Below are 24,356 nucleotides of genomic sequence, written 5' to 3' on the forward strand. Positions count from 1 at the left end.
GCTAGTTGAGTTCTTTCTCGAGGATCAGGAGGTCGGCCCCACGGTCGGCCTCAAATCGTTGCAATAATCGCAATCCACCCCTGTCTATTTCCGCCTCCAGCACTGGTACCAGTTCATCATCGGGTGTGACAGCGATGATGCTGCCAAGTGGTGCTGAACGCAGTTGTTGGGGAAGGATGCGCTGGGGTGTTTGATCGTAGTGTTCAATCCTGCCGCTTTCAAAAGCGATTAATACTTCATTGGTAATGAGAGGCGCTTCAGCGCGAGTGTATTGTTGCACCCATGTTGAACCGTCATAGAGGTGATGCTTCTGCCCACCAAATGAAACATGGGCATCGAGAGCGCAGTACAGAAGCAGGAATCCTGCGATGCCATAGAAGCGCTTTTTCTTGTCCTGAGCTATTGACTGTCGCCAAATAGAATCAAGCGTAAAAGGTATATAAACCAGCAGCAATATGCATAGTAGCAATGTGTACCGGGTCGTCAAAAATCGGGTCAGAATGGCAAAAGCAACAAGAATGACTGATGCAATGATAATGTTGCTGAGCAGAATGCTGCGGGCATCTTTGGGTAAATGCACGCGACGCTTCCAGATCGAGTATCCCAGCAGTGGTGCAACAACAAGGCCAAGGCTGTCTATGATGCATGCCAGTGTCATGGCAAGCAGGCCGGTCAGCATAAATATACTGGCATAGTCGCCAACAAACTGAGCGCCATATTCGCCAAACATGGCATTGGCTACCGCGGGCTCGGGGTTGAAGACATTTGCCAGACTTTGCAGGAAAGGTTGATAGATGCTGGCGAAACGAATGAACTGTTCGCCAATGCTGATCTGCAATGCCAGGCTACTCAGCAGAGCCAGAACAATCCCCAGTATCAGCATCATGCCAGTCAATCGGAGGTAGGCTGCGCGGCGGTGCCCCTCTTGCAAGGAGCCTGGTAAGAGAAGGGCGGTGGGTAAAAAAATAAAATACAGTATCGCTTCAGGTCGGAATAAAAAAGCCAGCAGGACGAACAGACAAAACAGTAGACCGTGGCGTAGCCAGAGTGACTGTTTGTAGTGAATCAGCTGCACCAGGCCAAATAGCATGAAAGCGAGAAACCCAACATCCCTGACAACATAGCCGCGAAATTCGTTCAGTAATGGAAAACAGCAAATCACCAAAAGAGCAAGCCATGCAATTCGACGACTATGGGTCTGCATCGACACCAGATTGACAAAAGCCACTGAAAGCAGAGCAAACAGTAAGCTCATAATGATTTGTGCAGATAACATCAGGCTGATGCCGCTGATCTGGCTGAGTGCTGCGATCAGAATCGAGAAGTGTGCCCAGGCGTAATGTTCGTAGGCACTGCCAATGCCATTACTAATAGCCAGTTCGGCTGTGCGCAGATAGGCATAGGTATCACGGTTAGGCAGTTCGCCAAAACTGAAAGCAAACCATGACAGTAGCAGGCTGATCAGCACAGTGACCAGATAAAGGCTATTTCGCTGGCCCTGCATTGCTGATGCGCTGATGAGATGACTCAGTCGAGGCATGTTTCAGGATCGCTTCTTGTACAGATCGGGTTCACCGGGAGGGCGCGTCTTGAATCGTCTGTGCAGCCAGATGTACTGATCGGGTGCCTTGCGTATCGCTGCTTCAATGTAACCATTAATACGTGCCACGTCTTGTACGTCATTACCGGTCGGGTAATGCTCCAGAGGTTCGCTAAAGTACAGGTGATAGCCGCTGTTATCTTCTTTGCGGTAATGTGACATGAACACTACACGTGAATTATTAAAACCTGCAAACTTGGTCGTGGCAGTAATGCTGGCGGCCGGGATGCCAAAGAAATCAGCGAATATCGAATGCTTTGGCCCGTAGTCCTGGTCGGCTGCATACCAGAGCACATTGCCTTCTTTCAGTCGCCTGAGTGCGGCCCGCACTTCTTTCCGTTCTACAACAGCCCCATAGAGACGTTTTCGCCCGCGCTTCATTAATGCATCAAATAAAGGGTTTTTATGTGCCCTGTAAGTGATGTCGACAGGGTAGAGTAATGACATCAGGCTGCCAACAAACTCGATCGTGCAAAAATGCGCTGCAACCAATAAGACGCCGCGGCCTTCTTGGTGGGCAGCTATCAGGTTTTCCAGGCCAGTCTCTTCGACCATATGGCTGAAATCGGATGGTTTACGGCACCAGGCCAGGCCAATCTCCATAATACCAGCGCCATTGGACTTGAAGGTATCAATGACCAGCTTGCGTTGCTGCTCTGGCGAGAGTTCCGGGAAACATAGCTCAATATTGCGGGCACAGACCCGTCGCCGGCTCTTTGCCAGGTAATACATGAGGTGCCCGAGCCGTTTTCCCAGCCATATCTGTAACCGGTAGGGTAAATGGGCGATCAGCCAGATGCAGCCATAACCGATCCAGGTCGGCCAGTAACGGGGACCAAGGTAGTCAGAAGGACGGTCGCTGTATTGTTGTTTTCTTTTGCTCACGCGAGTCAGTTTAGCTCAATAAAACAGGAATTGTATCAGACGACAGGCATCTGTGGTGGGGCTGATGTATCATTACTGGGTTGATTTTATACTGTCCTGGATGGATCTGCCTGGAGTTCGAAATATGGAACTGGTTACACCTGCCTTTCAAAATGCCGCTGTCCTGGTTATTGGTGATGCCATGCTGGATCGGTACTGGCATGGCAAGACAGCCCGTATTTCTCCGGAAGCGCCCGTTCCCGTTGTCAAGGTTGCCGGCAATGAGGACAGGCCTGGCGGCGCAGCCAATGTTGCGTTGAATATTGCCGCGCTCGGAGCAGCCGCGTCTGTGGCAGCGATCAGAGGCCAGGATGAGGCGGGTGATGTCTTGCAGGGTCGGCTTGAGGCGGCGGGTGTCGCCTGCCACTTTGCCCGTGCCGCCAGCGCACCGACCATTACCAAGTTGCGCGTGATCAGTCAGCAGCAGCAACTGTTGCGGGTGGATTTTGAAGAGAGCTACCAGCCGGAGGATTTGCAGGCGTTGGGTGATAGTGCTGTGCAGGCTATCCCAGGCTGTGATGTTCTGGTGCTGTCTGACTATGGTAAAGGTGCGCTGGATGACCCTCAGCAGTATATTCAGGCTGCGCTAGAGGCCGGGATTCCGGTTGTGGTCGACCCTAAAGGCCAGGATTTTGGTAAATATCGTGGCGCGACAGTGCTGACACCTAATTTGAGTGAATTTGAAGCGGTAGTGGGTCATTGTCAGGACGAGTCAGTGCTTATCAGTCGTGGGCAGACGTTAAGAGAGACACTTGAACTGGGTGCTTTGTTGATTACCCGGGGCGAGCAGGGCATGACACTGCTGCAGCAGAACAGGCAGCCATTGCACCTGCCTGCACAGGCCAGGGAAGTGTTTGATGTGACAGGCGCGGGTGATACCGTCGTCGCCGTGCTGGCGGCTGCGCTGGCCGCTGGCAGTGCTTTGGATGAGGCGATGGCGATGGCCAATATTGCGGCCGGGTTGGCCGTCGCACGTCAGGGAACGGCTTCGATCAGCGGGCCAGAGCTGCGCAGGGCTGTTCAGTCCATGCACGGTCTGGGCAGGGGCGTGATGTCAGAGGAACAGCTGTTGAGTGCCGTTGAGGACGCCAGGGCATCCGGAGAGACCATTGTGTTTACCAATGGGTGCTTCGATATCATTCATGCTGGCCATGTAGGGTATCTGGCGGAAGCAAAAAGACTGGGGCAGCGCCTTATCGTAGCTATCAATGCGGATGAGTCTGTGCGGCGCCTGAAGGGCAATAGTCGTCCTATCAATCCGGTCGAACGTCGCATGGCAGTGCTGGCAGGTCTGGAAGCGGTGGACTGGGTGGTCAGTTTCAGCGAAGATACTCCCGAGCATCTGTTATCAATGCTCAAGCCAGATATTCTGGTAAAAGGCGGGGACTACGCACCTGATCAGGTCGTTGGCGCCGAATTGGTCAGGGCCTACGGTGGTGACGTTAAAGTGCTGGCCTTCCTTGATAACTGTTCGACCTCGGCGATTGTGGATAAAGTTCGCAAGTCGTCATAGCCAACTTCCCGGCACCTGGATACGTGCCGGACAATTAGCCAATGAGAGCACACTGGAGCAATAGTTATGTGGAAGCGAAGTGCAAGTTTAGGATTGACCCTTCTAGCGGCAGTAACCCTGGCTGTTTCTGTTCAGGCGCAAGATGATGAACCAACACCTGAAGAGCTGGCTCAGTCCGCGACAGAAACCCGTCAGGCCGTATTCAAGCTGCTGGCATTCAACATGGGGCCGATTGGTGGCATGGCTCGGGGCCAGGTAGAATTTGATGCAGCACTGGCAGAGCGCAATGCACGTCGCATTGCTGCCCTGGCACCAATGATTCCGGAGCTTTTTGCCGCGCGTGATACGCGAGACTTTGATGTGGAAACAGAGGCATTGCCTGTCATCTGGGACAACATGGGCGACTTTCAGGAGAAAGCTGCTGCACTTGAAGAGGCTGCTTTAACATTTGCCGAGACGGCTTCAGGCGGCGATCGGGCTCAGGTGTTAGGTGGGTTGCGTGCCTTTGGTTCGACTTGCGGTAACTGCCATGATGACTTCCGAGTCGATTGATGGCTGTGTCCAAATGTTCGACTGAATAACAAAACGGGGCTCAAAAGCCCCGTTTTTTGTTGGCATGGCGAGAGGCCAGAATTGCAGCAAAAAATAGCATATCGCCAGGGCACCATAGACCAGATTGCAGACGACCACAGCACCTCGGGCGTCGCTCGGCGGGCGGAAACTCAGCCTGACGGCTTCAAACAGTCCGCCCGCTTTATCGAGCGACGCCCGATCTGCTGAACGTGGTCTTTACTGTCTGCAATCTGGTCTATGGTGCCCTGGCTGCTTTCCCACACAAGCTGAGTCGATCCTGGTAATAACGGTCATGGGCTGGCAGGCAGGCCACGTTTAAAAAACGCCGCCATAGCCTCGCGATCGGCATCCGTCAACTGGCTGGTATTGTGTTCGATGACGGGTTCCATTTTACCGCCAACGAATTCGCCGTCCTGCTTCATTCCGATCAGGAAAAACAATGCAAGATCCTCTTCTGTCCAGCTATTCAGTGCTTCCGCATCAATCGCTTCTACATGCCCATCGGGAATCTCTCCGCCCTTAAATTCATCACGATACTGAATGATCCCTAACGCATCTCTTGGGCTGTGGCACTCGGAGCAATGCCCCAGGTTACGCACCAGGTGTTCGCCACGGGCGATTTCCGGATCATCATTCATTTCCCTTCCCGGTTCTTTCCAGTCCGCCAGCAAGTTCCAGCCCAGCATCTGCCAGCGCCCTACCCAGGCCGGAAGTTCATGGGGGGCGACTGAGTGACTAATGGCTGGCTGGCTCTGAAGGTAAGCCGCGATATCCAGTATTTCTTCCTCGCTTAACCCTTTATAGGCGCGGTAAGGGAAGGCGGGATAGTAGAAGCTGCCGTCAGGTCTGCGGCCATGGCGTAACGCTGCGATGAAATCTTCGCCTGACCAGTTGCCAATGCCGGTTTCCGGGTCAGGAGTGATATTGGAAGCGTAAAACGTGCCAAAGGGAGACTCTACAGCAGCGCTGCCACTGAGCCCTCCCTCTCCTTCGCTGCCTTCGTGGCAACTGATGCAGCCGCCGGCTTTTACCAGGTATTCACCACGAGCAATACTGTCACTGTCGGCAGGGACGGCAACCGGATCGATACCAGGGGGCAGGTACAGCCAGATTGCGATCAGTAATACGGCGATAATTGATGGCCATAACCACTTTGAATTCACAGCGTAACGTCTCCCTTGAGGTTGTTCGGGCCTTGGTAATCCGCAAGCCACATCTCTGTCTTGTGCATACTATAGCAATGTCATGAGAATCCGGCGACAGCGAAAAAGAAAAGGGCCGCAGACTCATTTTCTGGTCTGCGGCCCTTTCAGGTTTGAAGTGGCGCTATCGTGATAGCGTCAGCGGGTTAGTGGCCACCACTCGACATGCTGCTGGCATTCGGGTCAGGTATCGCGACGGCGGTCAGCGTGCTGCCCGTTTGCAGCATCACATATTGACGACCTTTGTGCGTAAAGCTGCTCATACCGTAGCGGCTGTTTTCAGGTACTTCCACCCGGCCTATTTCCTCGCCTGTCATCTTGTCGATGGCGAACAGGTAAGGTGTTTCGTCCGAGCCAGTGCCTGCATAGAGCAACATGTTAGGCGTTACCGTCATAGGTGCCAGTGCCCCGTTGCCAGTATCACCTATGTCCACCCCTTCCAGAGCAGGATGGTTGCGGATACGGTCAGGTGTATCACCGACCGGGATCATCCACAGGTGTTCGCCAGTGTTCATGTCGATTGCCGTGATACGGCTGTATGGTGGTTTGAACAGCGGCAATCCACCCGGGCCACGAACAGGCATTGAGCGCAATGCGGCATAACGGGAGAAGGTTGTGCCTGTTGGCATTTCGATCATGGCATCACGTTCGGCAGCGTCTGTTACCAGGCGCGATGAACAAGCAGAACGGGACGTAACATAGAGCACACCGGTTGTCGGGTCCGCCACGGCCGGGCCAGGGATATTGGCACCGCCGCCGTCACCAGGACACCACAGTGCCGCACGCTTGCCGATATCGTTATTGCTATGCAGCGGAGGCAGGAACAATGGTCCAATCTGGTAGTCTGCGATGGCATCAATTGCCTGCTGACGCAGTTCCGGGGTGAAATCGATCAGGTCATCGTGTGTCAGACCCTGCATATCAAATGCTGCCGGCTTGGTCGGGAAAGGTTGCGTTGGCGGCATTTGTTCGCCCGGGATCAGAGATTGTGGCACGGGTCGTTCCTCGATGGGCCACAGAGGTTCACCGGTCAGGCGGTTGAAGGCGTAAACAAATGCCTGCTTGGTTGCCTGGGCAACGGCAGGGATTGTCTGTCCATCAATCTCAACATCCAGCAGCACGGGCGCTGTTGGCGTGTCATAGTTCCAGACATCGTGGTGCACGAACTGGAAGTGCCAGACACGTTCACCGGTATCGGCATCCATGGCGATGATGCTGGTGCCAAAGAGATTGTCGCCCGGTGCATGGCCGCCGTAATAATCAATTGTTGGCGGGTTGGTCACGGCGTAAACAATGCCTGCTTCCACGTCTGCTGACAAGGGTGCCCATGGGGAGACTTCACCCGTCAGGTCACGGGGGTTTTCCACGCCCTCCCAGGTGTCACTACCGAATGCGCCAGCTTCAGGGATGACATTGAACTTCCATTTAAAGTCACCTGTCTTGGTATCGAAAGCCAGAATGTCGCCAGGAATGTTCTCGATACGGGTCTGGTTATAGCCCTGCTCGGCAGAGTTGCCCACGACCACGGTGTCGTTGACGACAATGGGAGGAGAGGAGGCTGTGATGTATCCTTCTTCAATGGGAATGCCATAGTAAGGATCAAAGTCGTAGCCATTGGCTTCGGCAAGGACACGTTGCAGGTCAACGACACCAGTCTCTGGGAAACCTTCCACGCCAATTGGGTGGCCAAAGCCTTCCAGTGGAGCGCCGGTTTCAGCATCCAGTGCTGTCAGGAAGAAAGCCGGGCTGATGATATAGATCACCCCTTTGCCATCCACCTCACCATACGCAACACCTTTACCGTAGTCTTTGCGCATGGAGTATTCATAACGGAAGGTGTGAGGCTCGCGGTATGACCAGAGAGTTTCGCCGGTCTCTGGATCAATGGCGACAACGTGACGGCGGTCACCGGCAACGGTAAACAACTTGCCATCGACATAACTGGGGGTGGATCGGCCGCTGCTGGCCTTGAAACTAGCGCCGTCCCAAACCCAGGCGACTTCCAGCTCTTCGAAATTATCAGCGTTAATCTGTTCGGATGGGGTATAGCGGGTATGGGCAAAGTCACCGCCCAGTGTCACCCACTCAACCGTCTCCTGCTGTGCCTGTGCAGTGCCTGCACTCAAGCCCATTCCCAGTAATAGGACAGACGCGAGTCGACGTACACGGGCCGTCAGAGGCGGCTCGTTTGTTGACGAAATGCTCATGATTAGACTCCTGTTTTTATTATACTGGGTACGTCTGCCTAGCAAACAGTCGAGACCCATGCAGCAGAGTATGCCTGAATGCATTCATCTGCAAGTGTCTATTTTTACAGTGACAGGATTCGGTAATGACACACAATCTGTCTAAAGACAGAAACATTCTGCCTATTAATAAATGAATGGGTTCAAATTAAGTTATACTGAATAGTAAATAAGGCAATGGATCAAAGTTTATGTCTGAAGACAGGGAGCTGTTTGACATCATCATCATCGGGGCGGGTTTGTCAGGTGTTTCGGCTGCAGTCCACTTGTCGAAACAAAGCCCTGGTGCGCGTTGGTGCATCCTGGAAAGCCGGGAGTCAATGGGTGGTACCTGGGATTTGTTCCGGTACCCGGGGGTTCGCTCGGACAGTGATATGCATACGTTGGGATTTTCTTTTCGGCCCTGGACATCAGAGAATGCAATTGCTGAAGGTGGCGAGATACTGCAATACATCAAGGAAACGGCAGACAGGTACGAAATCGCCAAGAAGATTCAGTACGGGCATCAGGTGGCTGCAGCTAACTGGTCAGACCTGGATAATTGCTGGCACCTGGAAGTGTCTGTGGAGGGTGAAAGCCGCCCGAGAACGTTTCGTTGCCGCATGCTGCATGTATGTGCCGGCTACTATAACTATGAGCAGCCGCATAACCCTGTCTTGACTGATGAACAGAGGTTCACCGGCCCCCTTGTTCATCCCCAGCACTGGCCTGAGGACCTGGACTACCGTGACAAGAAGGTTGTCATTGTCGGGTCGGGTGCAACAGCCGTCACACTGGCCCCGGCGATGGCCAGAACAGCCAGTGAAGTGACGGTTCTGCAGCGTACGCCAACATATATTGTGGCCCGTCCCTCAATTGATAAAGTTGCAGTCTGGTTGAACAGATTACTGCCTGCCTCCTGGGCTTATGCGCTTGTGCGGAAGAAAAATATAGCCCTGCAACAATGGGTGTACCGACAATCCAGGCGCCGACCACAACAGTTAAAGCGCCGTTTGCTGGAGATGACACAAAAAGAGTTGCAGACAGATATCAGTCCGCATTTTACCCCACCATACTATCCCTGGGACCAACGGCTTTGTCTCAGCCCTGATGCTGATTTCTTTAAAGCAGTTAATGACGCAAAGATCAATATGGTGACAGATCATATTGAAAGGGTTGTGCCCAACGGCATCGTCACCAGCAGCGGACAGGAAATTGCTGCTGATATTATCGTCAAGGCAACCGGTTTGAATTTGAATTTACTCGGCGATATTCGCTTCTCAATGAACGGGGAGGAGCTGAATATGAGTGACACCTGGACATATAAAGGATTGATGTTTTCCGGGGTGCCCAATCTGATATGCACCTTTGGCTATATCAATGCGAGTTGGACATTACGCGCAGACCTGACCGCAGAGTTTCTTTGTCGCATCTGGCAGCACTTGCAGGTCAGGGGGGCTCACACATGTCGGCCCATGTTGCGTGAACAGGATAAATCAATGATGGCCAGACCATTCATCGATGATTTTTCTTCCGGGTACATGCAGCGGGCGATGGACAAAATGCCTAAACAGGGTGACAGGGCGCCCTGGCTAAACACACAGAGCTATGCCGAAGACAAAAAGGAATTGCGTTATGGCAATGTCAATGATGGGGTGTTGAAGTTTCTTTAAGAGGGCAGGCTGGAACCAGCCAGGCTATGAGGCCAGGCGTCCGGCCTTGCTCTGGCCCTGCATCCCTTTGCTTAATTGTTGCCGTGATGTTTGATAGCCACTTAGCAGCATGTTCCAGTTTTTAGATTGAAAGTTAAAACCGGTTTCTCGTGACGACCATTTGTTCAAGGAGCGTTTCAGGCGGGCGAGATTGTTTGCTCTCCAGTCTTTTGAGGCCTGCTTGCGTTCGCAGCATTTGTCGAAATCAATGAGGAAAATCTGACCGTTTGTGTTGAGCATAATATTGCAGGCGTTGAGGTCTGTATGATCGATACAGTTCTCATGAAAACGGCGAATGATCAGGCCAATATTTTGCCAGACATTGTCGGGTAGTGATTCTTCGCTGAGAATTTCCGCCAGGGTACGGGCATTGGGTATGCGTTCAATGATCAGCTCACCTTGATAACCGAATGCGGAATGGCGTGTGCAGCGCGCGGCCACTGGTCGTGGTACGGGAAGGCCTTTGTCGCGCATCTTTGCCAGCAAATGAAATTCCTGCCACATACGAGTGCGTTGCAACCCGTTAAACAGGTAGGTATTTTTTATCAACCGTCCAAGCAGGCCGCCACGATGGTAGCGTTTCAGCACTAATTCCAGCTGCTCGAAATCGAAGAAAATAACTTTGCCGCGGCCCTGGTCGTCGGACACGTCCGGGCAGGCATTATCGGCATGATCACCAAAGATGCATTCCTGAGTGCCGGTCAGTACATTTTTATTGACCAGCACAAATGAGTTGTCATTCCTGTACTCTGAAGTTTGCATGTGCTCTTTATAGTTGCTGCCCGTGTCATGGCTGTGACAAGCCCACAGACGTTGTTATTATTATACCTGAATCAGCCGCCGCTTTAATTCGGTCGGTGAAACCAGGCGCATATGCTGGCACGTGTTGCTGCCAAAAAGCTATCGCAAAAATCACGGCAAAACTGTAAACTTTTCCCACGCGAAAGCAAGGGTAAACAAAATTTCCTGAAAATTTAACGAGCCCTGTTAATGTACCGTATTATGACCGATGAGAGTAGTCTCATTGACAGACCAGCGGGTCCGGTTAAAGTTCCAGTTATCAAATGTAAGAGCATTGAAAATGACAGATTACCAGGTCCCGGACTCGCGGTGGCACGACGGATTGCAAGGGCGCTTTTTACGATTGGCTGCGAGCGGTTATATCCCGGCGAAGTGGTTTGAGTCTGACCTGCCTGCTCTTGAGTCGCGTGAAGCACGCTCAGGAGAGTTACACCTGGAGATTGTCAGTCATTGCTGGAATTACGCCAACATGCTGCTGTATCAACTGAGTTCTCTGGTTCTGTTTCCGCCTGAAAAAATACGCATCACCATGACTGTTTTTTATAATGAAGCCGATGCGGAAACCTCTGCTTTGCTTGCCCGTTTTGCTGATATCCATATCCCGGGCGTCACCTGGAACTGGCGCCAGTTGCCAACCCAGGCTTTGTTCCGCAGGGCTATCGGACGAAATCTGGCTGCGAAAGAGACCAGAGCCGACTGGGTATGGTTCACTGATTGTGATGTACTGTTTCGGGAAAATTGTCTGGATGCACTGAATGATGTATTGCAAGGCAGAAAAGATGCTCTGGTTTATCCTCGCCAGGAAAACTGCACAGGGTTGTTGCCGGCTGAGCACGATCTACTGCAACCGGATATGAGCGACATTGAGCCGAAGGATATTGATCCGGCCTTGTTCCGCTGCTTCGATAAAAGCCGGGCGACCGGGCCGCTTCAGATCACCCACGGCGATGTGGCGAGGACGGTTGGATACTGCGAAGCGCTGTCTTACTATCAGCGTCCCTCGCATACCTGGTGTAAAGCCTATGAAGACAGAGCCTTCCGCTGGTTATTGCAAACCCAGGGAGAACCCCTGGCGGTACCGGGTGTATACCGTATAAGGCATGCGGCCAAAGGCCGCTACACGGGAAGCCGGCTAAGCAACGGGTTGCGTGGCACGCTTCGGCAACTGGTTGCCAGGATTAAAGGGTAGCCTCGCCGGCCATTAGCGTTTCTGCCAGTGCAGGCCGATGGCGCTGCCGCTTTCAAAACCGGGCCATTCCTGCCCGTTACTCTCACCTTCCGGGATGTCCAGATAGGTTGCCATTTCGCTGTCATCTTTCAGGTGAACGCCCAGGAATGCCGTCGCAAAGTGCTGCAATATATTATTCATGCGCAAGGTATCCCAGACAGGGTCGGTGTAATGCCCTGCGCCTTCCTGGTTGTCGTGGCGATGAAATTCAGCGGGCAAAGGTATTGGCGCTGCGGCGCTGTGGCCGGCATTGATAAATGTCAGCAAGTGGCGGTCACTGTTAACAGCTCCATCGTAGATTTTTTTGACGCCTTCTTCATAGCCTGATGTTGTGTCCACACTGCCAGCCACAAATAAGGCAGGTACAGTGAGGCCGGCGAGCCCTTCTTCATCCCAGAAACTCATGTTCATGCCCCAGGGGCCTATCGGAATACCCGCCTTTATACGTGGATCCAGTTCAGAGCGAAAATCCGGATTGCTCGCAGCATGATCCTGAAGCAGTTGATTAGGTGGCCCGCCGAAGAAATTGACGCCCTGTTCGCTATATCCGGCGCCCATGTTATTGACGGCACCGTAGCCACCCATGGAGTAGCCAATCAGACCGGTATTTTCAGCGTCTATCAAGCCAAAGAGGAAGTGGTCCGGCTGCTCGTTTAATGTCGCTAACTGGTCAAGCACAAAGCGCTGGTCGGGAGCGCGGTGGTAGAGGGTGCTGGCAAACGCTTTCTGGTCCTCATAAGTGCTGTCAGTATGGTCAATGGAGGCGACCACGTAGCCTTTGCTGGCCAGGTTTTCGCCCAGGTGGCTCATCAGGTAGCGGTTACCCGGAAAGCCATGTGAAATGATCACCAGCGGGTAAGGCGTGTTGTTATTTGCCGGGGCAGCATCACGAACAGCTACTCCGGTCAGCACTGCGCTAAGCTGCGGGTTTCGGGTCGTGGTCTGGTACTGGGTGCCGGGCGCTTGCTGGTCTTGCAGCGTGGCGGGGTACCAGATTTCTACGGTGAGTGTGCGATCTGCGTATACCGTGTCACCATCTCGTGGTGTATTAAGGACATCTGGTTGCTGAGGGTTGGTGAGCGTAAGCGTGCGAACACCGATGTCGTGCTCACCAAAGGCGGCGAGTTCGGGAGCGTCAGACCGGATCAGATCAATACGGTTGTTTTCGGCCAGTAGTGTCGGGCTGTTTAGTGTCATCATTAATATTATCAACAGACGTTTCATCGGAATACCGTCATTATGAGTGATAAGAAGAGACAACACTATACCAGCCCGACATCAGGACTGCTTGTACTTGTTCAGGGCTGCTTGTACTTGTGCCCTGGGCTGTTATTCAGACCTTTGTAAGCTATTACTTCAGCAAGCGAGCCTGTAATTCAGCGATATCGTTCTCGCTCAGCCCAAGACCGTCTCTCAGGTAGGCATCAACCGAACCGAATTCCTGACGCATTTCATCGAAAGCAGTTTCGATGTAACTGGCGCGAGCACCCATCAGGGCATTCAGGGCAGGTTCTGGCATGGATTGCATAAAAGCATACTGCTCATCGCTGGTATCGATATCGGTCAACGATGGAGCACTGTTAGTGTATGCTGGATTGGTATAGATGGCTTCAGTCAGTGTGTAGTCAGCAATGATAGTCTCCTGGTCGACTCCCAGTGCATGCAGGATCAAGGCTGCAGCAATACCGGTACGGTCTTTTCCTGCTGAGCAATGAAACAACAGTGGGCGATCAGTCTCCACCAGCACATCGAACATGTCGCGGTAATGCTCCTGCTGTTCAAAGATCATGCCGCGATACATTTCTGCCATCAGAGCTTCCGCCGTCGCTTCATCAAGTTCCGGATTCATGAACTGCGCCATCTGGCCGTCGTCTGCCGTCATTTCCATTTCGTAGTCCCAGGTCATGATATGAGCAGGGCCTGCTTTCCATTCAGTTGGCTCTGATTGACGTTCATCGTTAGCACGAAAATCGACAACAGTACTGATTTCCAGGTCACTGATTTGCTGATAATCGCTATCTGTCAAGTGATGCAGAACACCAGAGCGGTACAATACCCCGGGTTTGACCGTTCTTCCATCTTTGGTCTGGTAGCCGCCCAGGTCGCGAAAGTTTCGGCTCCCTTCCATTTGTATCAGATGTCTTTCTATTAGTTCTTCGTTGTTATTGACTTCTGCTGAAGTGATGGAAATGGCTGTTAGTGAAGCCACACAAACAGAAGTGATGGCGCCCCAGTAGGCAAGTTGCTTCATGATTTTCATGGTCAGTTCCTTGAATATTAATGCGGTGTAATGAATTGGCTGGGAACCGGCTGAGAAATGTCAGCCGGCTTGCTCAGCCGGTAATTGTGAGCTCTTAGAAAGAGGCGCGAACGCCTGCCATGTAGTGGCGGCCGTAACGCTCGACCTGGTTAGGTGTGGCGGCAGTGCCGGCATAGCGAACGTCAACCGCGTCGTTGAGGTTGTTGGCGTTCAGGTAAACGGACAGGTCTGCACCAAATGTCTGGATAGGCAGGTCATATTTGATATTCAGGTCCAGTCGTTTCTGTGCGGCCCAGTACTCTGCGAAGGAGTCATTTTCTGTAGTAGAGAGCCAGTCATCACGGTACTGATAGTTCAGGCGCAGAGACAGTTTTTCCGTTTCGTAATAGACCGATGTGTTATAAATCAGGTCTGACGTGCCAGGCAGGCTGAAGCTGTTGCCAGTCAGCGTGTCGAACTCGCTGTCCAGAGCCGTGATATTGGCGGTAAAACCAAGTCCATCCAGCATGCCGGGGAAGACATCTGATGCCTGTGCTATCAGGTTGATTTCAATGCCGCTGAGATGGCCTTCATTGCCATTAACAAAGCCGGTATATTGCCATTGCTCGCCCTCTGCTCCTGGCACATACAAACCACCATCAATGGTAGTACTGTCGGCATAAATCACGTTATCAATGCTGCGATGGAAAAGTCCGGCAGAGAGCATGCTGGCATCACCCAGGTACCATTCAAGTGATGCGTCTGCGCCAAGTGCTTCTTCCGCTTCCAGTGTGGGGTTACCACCGGTGACGGCTTGATCGACTGGGTTGACCGACGCAGCAGCGCGCCATTCCGTGTAGGTTGGCCGGCTGATAGAGCTGCCTGCTGCCAAACGCAATTTCAGGTCTTCGCGCAGGTCGATATTGATGTGGGCGCTAGGCAGTACGTGAGTTTGTTCATCGGCGTGACTGGCCAGAGGCCCAGTGCTTTGGTAGTCGGTGTTTTCAACACGCAGACCGGCAACAATATTACCCCAGCTGAAGTCAGTCGTAGTCATGGCGTATACAGCCATGATGTCTTCATCAATACTCACCAGTTGATCCGCAGGTGCTGCTACTGACAGATCTCCCGCCGCTTGTTTCCAGGCGCTGAGAATGCCGTAGTTATCGTAAACTGTGCCAGCGATACCATTGGTCATGTCCGTATCCCAAAGTTTGCCAGTATTGAAATTGTCGATATCAATAGAGCTTGGGAAGCCGCTTTGTGACTGAGCCAGCGCGACACCTCGACCTTCTTTCTGGTCGTACTGGAAGCCAGTGTTCAGCACACTGCGCTGACCAAATAGTGACAGGCTGCGCTCGGCATCCAGTTTGACTTTGTCACCATCAATATCCAGGTTTGAATCGATAACCAGCGCCAGTGTCATTGCGTAATTAATGTCAGAAGACGACATGGGCGTCTGGCTGAAGGGGACCATCAGCGATACCAGGGGGTCTTCCAGGTTGGAGACATCATAGCTGGCCGCTACCTGGCCACCGGCACTGAGTGGAATAGGCAGGAATGTTTCGTTTTCTGTAGTGGTGCGATTTAATCGGGCTTCCAGGAACCAGTCGCCAACGGTGAAGTCGGAACCCAATGTTTGAGTCAGAGCGGCGTTACGGTATTCGCCCGCTTCCAGCATTCGTCGCGCCAGTGCCAATGGCTGATAACCTGTGACGCCCGGTGCCACGCTGCCGCCCATTGCTTCCGCGCCAGCATCAAATTCGAAAACGTACTGGTTGCGCTCTTCTTCATCCAGGAATTCGCTGCTCAGTACCGAGTAAAAGTAGCGATCCATGCTGCCTTCCGGGCGATATTCGAGGCGGCCGCCCCATGCTGTGTCCTGTCGAGCGACTTTATAATTGCGCATGTCGATGGCGTTTACGGTAATGTCCTGAGTGGCAGGGTCCAGAGTCAGATCCAGCTCACGGTTATCCGTGATCTGTTCTCTGAGGTTACGAGAACCAAACACGGAGAAACCCAGTGTCTCTCCTGACCATGACATGCGGGCGCTGTATCGGCTGACTTCACCGTCACCCAGCATTTGCTCACCGAGACCGATATCGGTAGTGGTAGACCAGCCCTGATGTTCAAAAGGATCAAAGGTACGGATGTTGATGTAGCCGGAAACCGCTTCCCCTGGCATGGCTGGTGTGACGGCCTTGTTCGCCTCAATGGCGCGGGTAATAACCGCAGGGAAGGCGTCAAATCGCGGTACACGGCCGTTTTCTGCGCCGGGGATGGTCAAACCATCAATGGCCAGGGAAGTATAACGGAAGGGGGCGCCACGGAAGTTGATGTAACGGGCCTGACCCTGGTCGCGCTCAATCGCCAGACCGGGCATACGGCCTAAAGAATCGGCCAGGTTCTGGTCAGGAAAACGGCCGATGGTATCAGCGGAAACAACGTCCAGGTAGTTATCGGCATTGCGCTTTTGATCAATGGCTGCTTTTTGGCTGTCACGGATCGGACTGCCGTAGGTGACAACTTCGGTAATCTGTTCTGCGCTATTGTCTTCCTGGGCCATGCTGTTTTGTGCAGGTATGGCGGCCATCATGATGGCGGCATACAACGGCAGACGGGAAAGAGGCAAGCGCGCAAATTTGCGTGATGAAGAGATGTTCATGGTATGCATTGCTCCGTGTGGGTTCGGGTATCTAACAAGTCGGGGAGCATGGTGGCGTGGCTGTATGACGCAACGGTGAATAAGATGTCTCTAGTGGAGTTTTAGATATCTCTAAAAAATAATGTATTTAAAATCATGTGCTTATCAAAGAGGTAGAATGATCTTGGTCGCACTGGTCTTCAGGCGATAATGATTTCTGCCTGTGCGGGAATCGCGCCTGGTCTCAAATAAATACTGTTCTGCGACTGATTCACCCAGCACTTTTATCAATTCTTCTTTGACCTTGTTACGGTTCTGATCCATTGTCTTCGCTCTGACGCCATGTGCCTCCAGTTCCTTGATGGCTTTCTGGTGCCCGTCGTGTGTTTTCATCAGGTTTAGTAACAAGCGAGTGTGTTCCGGGTTTGCCCGCCCAGAGGCGGGATTGAGTATCCAGCCATTGTCGTCACAGGCTGAGAAATTGCGTTGAGCATCATCATGACGCTGGTGCGCGTAAAGTGCGTAATAAAAATAGGGAGTTCGGCTCAGAGGAACCTCTATCCCTCTGATGGAAACTGATTGCCGGTCATGATGAAACTGGATGCAATCGCTGGCATTGGCACTTTGCATCAACTGCTCGACACTCAGGGAGCCGGATTGAATGCGTTGAATTAGAAAGTCATACCACTGCAGACTGGCAGTATCGTTTTTCTGCAAATGTGTCAGTACTGTCTGAATGTCCTGCCATTCCAGTCCCACATCGCTCAACACATTAAGTAACTGGCGCTGCTGTGGCGAGTAGGCGCGTGGCAAGCCAGCGATTAACGCAGTGACAAAGGCGGCGAAAAGAAAACTCATTGACAACACAGGGCCTGGCGCAACCAGGCAATCCAGGGTAAAGGAAGCTGACAAAGAGGCTGAGAGAGCGTCTTGCTGGCCAGTTTGATGTGTCACCTGCAGGTGCTGAGAAAACCCATGGTTGGCTGGGGCGGAGGCAATGGCAGTGTTTTCAATTGCGCGCAGTTGCAGCTCGCAGGACGACAGCGTTCCAAGCCAGCTTTGTAATGACAACGATTGCAGATCGTTATTGACTTGCTCTGCAATGGTAACGACTGTCGCCTCATCCATCAGGCTGTACCGGCTGGCCTCAATAATGCCAGGCATAATGCGATCGTTCATCAGGTTGTTGACCTGCCACCGCGCTGAAAGCAGTGATGTTCCAACAGCACTGCAGGCAAACAGCAGTGATGCCAGGAGAAACACAAAGCCGTATCGTCGCAAGAGGTGGAGAGTCAAGGGCATGTCTGAGGAACGCTCTGATGCAGGGCAATCCCTTGCCACAAAGATTTTAAAGGGCTGAGGGCGTGTATCAGCTCACACCGTATCGTCTGATTACTCAATGCCTGGCGCACGAAAAAACTGGCGGCTATCGCATCATCATCGATCAGTGTTGAATATACGGGGGTCGGTGATGTATAGCCGGACCCACCGGTGATCAGGTCGATCTCCCCGTTTTGAAAACTTTGATACAGGGTATTGGTGTCCTGAAAATGCACAAGCTCTAATGAGTCTGATGCGATGCCGGATCGGTGTAATGACTCCAGAGGTAACAGGTAGTGAGTATGGCTGTTTTTGTCGGCCAGCAGACCGATACGCTTTTCCTGAAAGTATTCTGCTGTTAACACCGGGGTATTCTGCAGGCTTAACCAGTACACAGAGTAGTGGTCAAAATGTAGCAGAGGGTCATAGTACTGTCCGATATTGGGAACAAGCCCGATCAGGACATGCTCCCGGCTCCAGATGACATCATAAGCCTCAGTGATTAGCTCTTGCGATGATAACTGGGTACGTGGTTTCCAGGAAACGTCAACGCTACCGTATGCTTTGCTGATGCTTTCTGACTGACACAGGCGGGACGCTATATCGCCGGCCTGGTGTGCCGTCACTAAAAGGACAGTTAAGCGAGCCTGTTGCTCCTGGCTGCCAGTCTGGCAACTGGTACGATAGTAATCTGCCTCTGCGATGGTCAGGTCGTAGACCATATTGACAGCAATGTTGGCGGCGAAAAATACAGTAACAGTCGCCAGAACCACTATTCGCCGCATTCTGGCTGACCAGAAACGAAGTATCTTCATAAGGGGTGGTCTGGTCTGAAGGGCGAGTCTCGAAGTGTAGTTGGGTAATATGACAGCCATTTGACAGTTATTGCTGGTGCAACCGTTGTGCAAATCGGATGGATTAATAGTGATCGGGCAATTGACCTCTCGACAGTGATCGACTAGCTTTAAATGAAATAGTAATCACCACAGGGAACTGTGATAGCCATGAATAAATTGCAAGCACTCAAACAAATGACAACTGTCGTTGCTGACACTGGTGAGTTTGATGCAATCCGGCGATTTGCGCCGCAAGATGCGACAACTAACCCGTCGTTGATTCTTAATGCATCCAGATTGCCGCAATACGAAGACCTGGTCAGCGATGCGATCGCTTATGGCCAGCGCATCGGCAGTACGCTGGAGTCGCGGGTTGAAGCGGCGATCGACAAACTGTCGGTTAATTTCGGGCAGCGAATCGTTGATGTTGTGCCGGGTTATGTGTCCACTGAGGCGGATGCGCAACTTTCATTTGACACGCGCGGCACGATTGAAAAGGCGCATCGTCTGCTGGAGCTCTATGATCTGGCTGGGGTTGATACCAGCCGCATACTGATCAAAATTGCTTCCACCTGGGAAGGCATTGAGGCTGCGCGTCAACTTGAGCAGCAGGGCATAAAATGCAATCTGACCCTTTTGTTTGGCTTCTGTCAGGCACAGGCGTGTGCAGATGCCGGAGTCTATTTGATATCACCCTTTGTGGGCAGAATACTGGACTGGTATAAAGCATCAACCGGGCAGGAATACACCGCTGAGACAGATCCTGGAGTACTGTCGGTAAAACGTATATATCGTTACTACAAAGCACATGGTTACCAGACCATTGTGATGGGGGCGAGCTTCAGAAATACCGGAGAAATAGAGGCACTGGCCGGCTGTGACCGGCTAACCATTTCTCCGGCATTGCTGGAAAAGCTGGAGGCAGATGCAGGCGAATTGCCACAACAGTTATCCGCAGACATGCCCAGTGATGATTCACGCGAAGTGCTGCAGCAGCCCGGTTTCCGCTGGGCACTTAACGAAGATGCCATGGCGACAGAGAAGCTGTCAGAGGGTATTCGAAAATTCCATGCAGATTATCTGTCGCTGAAGCAACTGCTTGCTGAGAAGTTCTAGCGTCTGCTGGCAGCAAGAGCGGCAGCTATGCTGGCAACCTGTTTGCCCTGGTGGCGAGCAATAGTTAATTCCCGTTGATCAGGTTGCCTGGAGCCATCACCACCTGCCAGCGTGGTCGCACCATAGGGTGTGCCACCGCTGACAGTGGAAATATCAAATTGCTCTTCGGTGGTATAACCCAGCGGTACAATGACCATGCCGTGGTGTGCCAGCGTTGTCCAGGTAGATGTGATGGTCATTTCCTGACCACCACCGGTACCGGTGGCAGCGAACACGCTGCCGACCTTGCCCGCCAGTGCGCCTTTTGCCCACAGCCCGCCAGTCTGATCGAGAAAATTACGCATTTGACCGGACATGTTGCCAAACCGTGTAGGTACGCCAAAAATGATGGCGTCATACTCGGCCAGTTCCATTGGTGAGGCGACCGGGGCACTTTGGTCTGTCTTGCCGCCGGCATTTTTAAAAGCCTCTTCCGGCATAGTTTCAGGCACACGTTTGATGATAACCTCAGTGTCTTCCACGCTACCTGCGCCTTCTGCGACAGCAGTTGCCATGGTTTCGATGTGGCCGTACATTGAATGATAGAGAACCAGTATGCGGGTCATGATCGAGCTCCTTGTAAATAGATGCCATAAAGATACATCAGCAAGGTTGCTTGAAAGTCGCATTTTATATACCAGATAAATCGAATATTTTGATGTTTTGCCGAGGCTAACGGGAATGTTGTGCTGGCATGACCAGGAGAATTAAAGGATGAAAAGGATCTTTGCAGGCATTGCTCAGGTGATAGACACCATCATGCGTTGGGCAGGGCGTATTCTGTTTCTTCTGTTAATGGTGGGATTGGCGTTTGTGCTGTTTTCATCTCCGCCGGAGCGCCGGGTTCCGGATGGCGCAGTCATGGTCTGGGCACCGTCTGGGGTGGTCACTGAAGAAGTCAGCCTGCTGCCTTCGGCCAATGCGTTACTGGACAGTAATGTGCCGGTTGATTCGACCATGTCGGCCCTGTTGCGATCTCTGGACCGTGCTGCCATGGATGAGCAGATATCCGGCCTTGTGATTGATACACGTGAACTGCTGGGTATTACACCTGCACAACTGGAGGACCTGGGCAATGCCCTGCTGTCATTTAAAGACAGTGGCAAACCCATGTTTGCCTACGGCAGTTATTTTTCCCAGGCAGGTTATGCGCTGGCTTCCTACGCCGATGACATCACACTTCATCCCATGGGAAATTTGATGCTGACCGGTTTTGGTGGGGACCAGTTGTACTTTCGCGATCTGCTGGACAAGCTGAATGTGCGTGTTGATATTTTTCGGGCGGGTGAATACAAATCAGCAGGGGAGCCCTATGTTCGAATGGATATGTCAGAGGAGTCCAGAGCGGCTTCTCAGGCGCTGGTCGATGACCTTTGGGCAAGTTATCGAAGCCGGGTGGCCAACAATCGCATGATTACAGAGCAAACCGTGCAAGGTTATGCGGATGAGTTTGCTGTACGTTTGCAGAATGAAGCCAATGGTAATATCGCCAGACTGGCTTTTGAGCATGACCTGGTTGATAACATTGCTGCGGCAGACAGTTTTCGACGACAGGTAGCAGCGGTTAGTGGTGTGGAAAATGGCGACTTCCGACAGATCCATTACGGGGATTATGTCGCGATTACAGACCCTCTGCCTTCTCCAGTCAGCGACAAAGTGGCGGTGATTGTTGCCGAAGGTACTATCATGCCAGGTGAAGATTTAACGGGTATAGTTGGTTCAGAGAGTCTGATTGATCGCATTTCACGAGCCCAAATGGACGCCAGTGTGAAGGCTGCGGTACTGCGGGTGAATTCGCCTGGCGGATCGGCTCTGGCTTCAGAGGAAATACGTGAGGCGCTTTCCCTGTTTCGTCAAAGTGGCAAGCCATTGGTTGTATCCATGAGTGGTACAGCAGCGTCAGGCGGTTACTGGATCGCTACTGCAGCCGACCAGATCCTGGCTTCACCCTCCACCGTAACCGGCTCCATCGGAGTTATCGGAGTGGTACCCAGTCTGGAGGGTGCCATGGATGCGCTGGGAATCGGGCTTGATGGCGTTAGTACGACAGAACTCAGTCGTGCCGGTAATGTGTTGCGCGCGCCTGATGAAAATATGCAAATGATTTACCAGGCCACGATTGATGATACTTATCAGCGGTTTATGCAGTTGGTGGCTAATGCCAGGGGCATGACCGTTGCTGAAGTTGATGCCATTGGGCAGGGTCGGGTCTGGAGCGGAGAGCAGGCGCTGGAGCTGGGATTGGTGGACGCGTTGGGAAACCAGCAGCAGGCAGTCGATGCGGCTGCTAATCTTGCGGGTCTGAGCGACTATGAGGCGGTTTATGTTCAGCCGGAATTTGGCTTGCTGGATCAAATGCTTTTACAGCTGTTGAGCACCGACGGGCGCATGGCCTTTTCGCCCGCAACAACGCAGTGGCTGGGTGCCAGGTTTATGGAAAGGTTTGCCAGTCCGGTCTGGTCTTCTCTTCTGCCAATCGCGCAACGAACAGGCCTGACGGATCAGCTTAACTGGCTGTTAAGTCCAGTGCAGGGCGCTGGGCAAATGCAGCGAATGGCATATTGTGACAGTTGTATGCTTTTTAGGTAGTCGGCTGGGTAATCGCCGCAATAGGTGGCTATGGGTGCGAATTGGGTTAATAGTGTATTAGTCGCGGCATTGTTCGTTATTGCCTGGTTTATATATCAGTATCAGGCACCGTGGCAGCTATATCGACGCCGGGCCTGGCTGGCTCATTACACACAGTCGGGCGGGGCATTGCGCCGCCTGCTATGGCGACAAACGTTTGCCATGCTGCTGCTTTCTGTTCAGGCTTTAATCGCAGCTTTGTTATTGATTGTATTTGCTTCGGGACTTGAGCGCCTTGAGTGGTATGTACTCTGGGCAGCCCTGCCATTTTTCTTTCTGATTGTTATCTCACCACCAAAAATACTGGTTCGGGAAATATCCCCCACGCTGGTAGCGCTGGCCAGCCTGCGGGTGGCGGTTATTGTTATAACCATTATCACTGCCATCGCATTGGTTGCCCTGACATTATTCTGGCTGGAAGCGCCGGATTACCGTGGCAGCAATATCCGTTCCTTGTTGCTCTCAGAATATGAGGCAGGGTCGCAGGCAGGAGGTCCTTTGTTTGGCGTCCTGTTTGGATTGAACTCATCCCTGGATGCTGGTTTGTGGTTCGTGATGCAATCAGCTGCTGATGCCACAATGGCTTTGCCGCGCGGTGTTAAAATCTTTGCATGGAGCAGTTTTCTGATTGTGAAAACTGCAACAGCTGCACTGTTTTGGACAGCGCTGGCAGGTTTCCTGGCATTCGTGTGGGCTTTCCGGGGCATGGCCAGGCTGGCACCGCCACGTCTCCCTGGTAACGGTCAAATGGCTTTTGGGCTGGTGATTGTACTAACCCTGTTTGGTAGTAGTTTTCTGTACAGTCCAGGCTGGCTCAGCCTGATGAGGCCGGAGAGTTTGACACAGTTCGCCGGGCTGCAGAGCAACTGCGTTTCTCCGCAAAAAAAACGACAGATGAAAGCAGAGAGTGCACAGCACCTTGAGATTCAAAGCAATGCCGGTCTGGGGCGAATAGAGAGTCGAATGGATGATCAGTTAAACGCCATCTATCTGTCTGCTGAGCAGGGTGTAGATGAGTTTTTGGACTGGCATTACAGTATCAGGGGGCAGTACAGTCAGCTCGGAGTCTGGGCGGCCAGCAGGCTGGGTGGTCAGTCGTATGAATCCTTTATCCAGTCACGTATGGCTTCATACATCAGTGCTCCAATGGAAGAGAAGCTGTCGGCGCTGGACAGTGACTTGCAATCGGCATTCGAGTTTGAAGTTGCCAGTCTCGGGCGGCAGCATGCCAGTTACCTGGATTCGCTAATGGATGAAGATTGTCTGCAGTTTGGTCTGGCTGTGCCGACATTGCCGGCACAGCTGGCACGAACCACAGCTGGACTGGGAAGCATTGCGGGGCTGTCCAGCTATGCAGCAACACGCCTTGGTTTTCGTTTTGCCATGCAGCGCGGTGGTCAGGCTGTCGCAACGCGGTCTGCCAGCCGGTTTGCCTCACGCGCTGCCACCAGCGGAGTCAGTAGCAGTTCTGGTGTCCTTTGTGGGCCAATGGTGGTGGTATGTGCTCCTGTCTTGGCGGCAGGTGCCTGGCTAGGAACAGACTGGCTCATTAACCGGGCCGATGAGGCCATGCATCGTGAAGAATTAAAGCAAGTGATCATGGAGGCGTTAAGCAATGATCGCGTTGAGCGTGCAGCCGGACTGATGGGAGCGTACTCGCTTGCCATGGAGGATATAGAGAACGACGTTCAAAACTGGCAGCAGCAGCGTTACCGTATCTTGCGGGATGGAATTTAAGCAGTGTTAAAGTTTCGCC

18 protein-coding genes are annotated in these 24,356 nt (G+C 52.6%); 7 read left to right on the top strand and 11 right to left on the bottom strand.

Annotated elements, in window-relative coordinates; genetic code table 11:
- Window position 1: 1 nt before the first annotated feature.
- Complete coding sequence (locus tag PSCS_RS07980) at window positions 2-1,540, bottom strand: ArnT family glycosyltransferase (RefSeq protein WP_068893761.1); 1,539 nt, start codon at window positions 1,538-1,540, stop codon at window positions 2-4.
- A 3-nt stretch (window positions 1,541-1,543) separates the two neighbouring features.
- Window positions 1,544-2,485: an LpxL/LpxP family Kdo(2)-lipid IV(A) lauroyl/palmitoleoyl acyltransferase gene (lpxL, locus tag PSCS_RS07985; protein WP_068811545.1), complete on the bottom strand. Its 942-nt coding sequence runs from the start codon at window positions 2,483-2,485 to the stop codon at window positions 1,544-1,546.
- Between the two features lie 124 nt (window positions 2,486-2,609).
- Between lpxL and hldE the strand changes: the two genes are divergently transcribed.
- Complete coding sequence (hldE, locus tag PSCS_RS07990; RefSeq protein ID WP_068811694.1) at window positions 2,610-4,037, top strand: bifunctional D-glycero-beta-D-manno-heptose-7-phosphate kinase/D-glycero-beta-D-manno-heptose 1-phosphate adenylyltransferase HldE; 1,428 nt, start codon at window positions 2,610-2,612, stop codon at window positions 4,035-4,037.
- A gap of 66 nt (window positions 4,038-4,103) precedes the next feature.
- Window positions 4,104-4,589 carry a c-type cytochrome gene (locus PSCS_RS07995; RefSeq protein WP_068811547.1) on the top strand — a complete coding sequence of 162 codons (486 nt, stop codon included), beginning with the start codon at window positions 4,104-4,106 and terminating at the stop codon, window positions 4,587-4,589.
- Window positions 4,590-4,900: 311 nt separating this feature from the next.
- Here the strand turns inward: PSCS_RS07995 and PSCS_RS08000 are convergent, their stop codons facing one another.
- The gene (locus PSCS_RS08000; RefSeq protein WP_157885662.1) at window positions 4,901-5,773 is read right to left on the bottom strand and encodes a cytochrome c; all 873 of its coding nucleotides are present in this window, start codon (window positions 5,771-5,773) and stop codon (window positions 4,901-4,903) included.
- A 185-nt stretch (window positions 5,774-5,958) separates the two neighbouring features.
- The gene (locus tag PSCS_RS08005) at window positions 5,959-8,019 is read right to left on the bottom strand and encodes an outer membrane protein assembly factor BamB family protein (protein WP_068811549.1); all 2,061 of its coding nucleotides are present in this window, start codon (window positions 8,017-8,019) and stop codon (window positions 5,959-5,961) included.
- Between the two features lie 230 nt (window positions 8,020-8,249).
- On the opposite strand from PSCS_RS08005, the gene PSCS_RS08010 reads away from it, so the two are divergent.
- On the top strand, window positions 8,250-9,710 hold the full coding sequence (locus tag PSCS_RS08010; protein ID WP_068811552.1) for a flavin-containing monooxygenase: 1,461 nt from the start codon (window positions 8,250-8,252) through the stop codon (window positions 9,708-9,710).
- Between the two features lie 24 nt (window positions 9,711-9,734).
- Here the strand turns inward: PSCS_RS08010 and PSCS_RS08015 are convergent, their stop codons facing one another.
- Window positions 9,735-10,511: a 3-deoxy-D-manno-octulosonic acid kinase gene (locus PSCS_RS08015; protein WP_068811553.1), complete on the bottom strand. Its 777-nt coding sequence runs from the start codon at window positions 10,509-10,511 to the stop codon at window positions 9,735-9,737.
- Window positions 10,512-10,830: 319 nt separating this feature from the next.
- Between PSCS_RS08015 and PSCS_RS08020 the strand changes: the two genes are divergently transcribed.
- Window positions 10,831-11,739: a glycosyltransferase family A protein gene (locus PSCS_RS08020; protein WP_068811554.1), complete on the top strand. Its 909-nt coding sequence runs from the start codon at window positions 10,831-10,833 to the stop codon at window positions 11,737-11,739.
- A gap of 12 nt (window positions 11,740-11,751) precedes the next feature.
- On the opposite strand, the gene PSCS_RS08025 is transcribed toward PSCS_RS08020, so the two are convergent.
- The 5 genes from PSCS_RS08025 to PSCS_RS08045 form a co-directional block, all read right to left on the bottom strand.
- On the bottom strand, window positions 11,752-12,978 hold the full coding sequence (locus tag PSCS_RS08025; RefSeq protein WP_229694583.1) for an alpha/beta hydrolase family protein: 1,227 nt from the start codon (window positions 12,976-12,978) through the stop codon (window positions 11,752-11,754).
- A gap of 151 nt (window positions 12,979-13,129) precedes the next feature.
- Entirely contained in the window at window positions 13,130-14,038 is a 909-nt protein-coding gene (locus PSCS_RS08030) for a tyrosine-protein phosphatase (RefSeq protein ID WP_068811556.1), read from the bottom strand.
- A gap of 94 nt (window positions 14,039-14,132) precedes the next feature.
- Window positions 14,133-16,682, bottom strand: a complete 2,550-nt coding sequence (locus PSCS_RS08035) for a TonB-dependent receptor (protein WP_068811557.1) — start codon at window positions 16,680-16,682, stop codon at window positions 14,133-14,135.
- A 144-nt stretch (window positions 16,683-16,826) separates the two neighbouring features.
- Entirely contained in the window at window positions 16,827-17,840 is a 1,014-nt protein-coding gene (locus tag PSCS_RS08040; RefSeq protein ID WP_157885663.1) for a hypothetical protein, read from the bottom strand.
- Window positions 17,841-17,953: 113 nt separating this feature from the next.
- Window positions 17,954-18,796 (bottom strand): hypothetical protein, encoded by an 843-nt coding sequence (locus tag PSCS_RS08045; RefSeq protein WP_157885664.1) that lies wholly within the window; start codon window positions 18,794-18,796, stop codon window positions 17,954-17,956.
- A gap of 189 nt (window positions 18,797-18,985) precedes the next feature.
- Here PSCS_RS08045 and tal point away from each other — a divergent pair, with 189 nt between their 5' ends.
- Complete coding sequence (tal, locus tag PSCS_RS08050; protein WP_068811560.1) at window positions 18,986-19,933, top strand: transaldolase; 948 nt, start codon at window positions 18,986-18,988, stop codon at window positions 19,931-19,933.
- Here tal and wrbA read toward each other — a convergent pair.
- Window positions 19,930-20,538, bottom strand: coding sequence for an NAD(P)H:quinone oxidoreductase (wrbA, locus tag PSCS_RS08055; RefSeq protein ID WP_068811561.1), 609 nt, complete (start codon window positions 20,536-20,538; stop codon window positions 19,930-19,932). The two genes, tal and wrbA, sit on opposite strands and share 4 nt — an antisense overlap.
- 148 nt (window positions 20,539-20,686) lie before the next feature.
- Here wrbA and sppA point away from each other — a divergent pair, with 148 nt between their 5' ends.
- Both sppA and PSCS_RS08065 read left to right on the top strand, forming a co-directional pair.
- Window positions 20,687-22,561: a signal peptide peptidase SppA gene (sppA, locus tag PSCS_RS08060; protein ID WP_068811562.1), complete on the top strand. Its 1,875-nt coding sequence runs from the start codon at window positions 20,687-20,689 to the stop codon at window positions 22,559-22,561.
- A gap of 30 nt (window positions 22,562-22,591) precedes the next feature.
- Window positions 22,592-24,337, top strand: a complete 1,746-nt coding sequence (locus tag PSCS_RS08065) for a hypothetical protein (RefSeq protein WP_068811563.1) — start codon at window positions 22,592-22,594, stop codon at window positions 24,335-24,337.
- Window positions 24,338-24,356: the final 19 nt, after the last annotated feature.

The organism is Pseudohongiella nitratireducens (assembly GCF_001642735.1).
Classification (GTDB): Bacteria; Pseudomonadota; Gammaproteobacteria; order Pseudomonadales; family Pseudohongiellaceae; genus Pseudohongiella; species Pseudohongiella nitratireducens.

What these genes read in the sequence shown, in the direction of transcription:
- PSCS_RS07995 (WP_068811547.1), top strand. Translation starts at nt 4,104, where the DNA reads ATGTGGAAGCGAAGTGCAAGTTTAGGATTGACCCTTCTAGCGGCAGTA.
- PSCS_RS08045 (WP_157885664.1), bottom strand. Translation starts at nt 18,796, where the DNA reads ATGAAGATACTTCGTTTCTGGTCAGCCAGAATGCGGCGAATAGTGGTT.
- PSCS_RS08040 (WP_157885663.1), bottom strand. Translation starts at nt 17,840, where the DNA reads ATGAACGATCGCATTATGCCTGGCATTATTGAGGCCAGCCGGTACAGC.
- PSCS_RS08030 (WP_068811556.1), bottom strand. Translation starts at nt 14,038, where the DNA reads ATGAAAATCATGAAGCAACTTGCCTACTGGGGCGCCATCACTTCTGTT.
- hldE (WP_068811694.1), top strand. Translation starts at nt 2,610, where the DNA reads ATGGAACTGGTTACACCTGCCTTTCAAAATGCCGCTGTCCTGGTTATT.
- PSCS_RS08020 (WP_068811554.1), top strand. Translation starts at nt 10,831, where the DNA reads ATGACAGATTACCAGGTCCCGGACTCGCGGTGGCACGACGGATTGCAA.
- PSCS_RS08065 (WP_068811563.1), top strand. Translation starts at nt 22,592, where the DNA reads ATGGGTGCGAATTGGGTTAATAGTGTATTAGTCGCGGCATTGTTCGTT.
- wrbA (WP_068811561.1), bottom strand. Translation starts at nt 20,538, where the DNA reads ATGACCCGCATACTGGTTCTCTATCATTCAATGTACGGCCACATCGAA.
- PSCS_RS08010 (WP_068811552.1), top strand. Translation starts at nt 8,250, where the DNA reads ATGTCTGAAGACAGGGAGCTGTTTGACATCATCATCATCGGGGCGGGT.
- PSCS_RS08015 (WP_068811553.1), bottom strand. Translation starts at nt 10,511, where the DNA reads ATGCAAACTTCAGAGTACAGGAATGACAACTCATTTGTGCTGGTCAAT.
- PSCS_RS07980 (WP_068893761.1), bottom strand. Translation starts at nt 1,540, where the DNA reads ATGCCTCGACTGAGTCATCTCATCAGCGCATCAGCAATGCAGGGCCAG.
- tal (WP_068811560.1), top strand. Translation starts at nt 18,986, where the DNA reads ATGAATAAATTGCAAGCACTCAAACAAATGACAACTGTCGTTGCTGAC.
- sppA (WP_068811562.1), top strand. Translation starts at nt 20,687, where the DNA reads ATGAAAAGGATCTTTGCAGGCATTGCTCAGGTGATAGACACCATCATG.
- PSCS_RS08005 (WP_068811549.1), bottom strand. Translation starts at nt 8,019, where the DNA reads ATGAGCATTTCGTCAACAAACGAGCCGCCTCTGACGGCCCGTGTACGT.
- PSCS_RS08035 (WP_068811557.1), bottom strand. Translation starts at nt 16,682, where the DNA reads ATGAACATCTCTTCATCACGCAAATTTGCGCGCTTGCCTCTTTCCCGT.
- PSCS_RS08025 (WP_229694583.1), bottom strand. Translation starts at nt 12,978, where the DNA reads ATGATGACACTAAACAGCCCGACACTACTGGCCGAAAACAACCGTATT.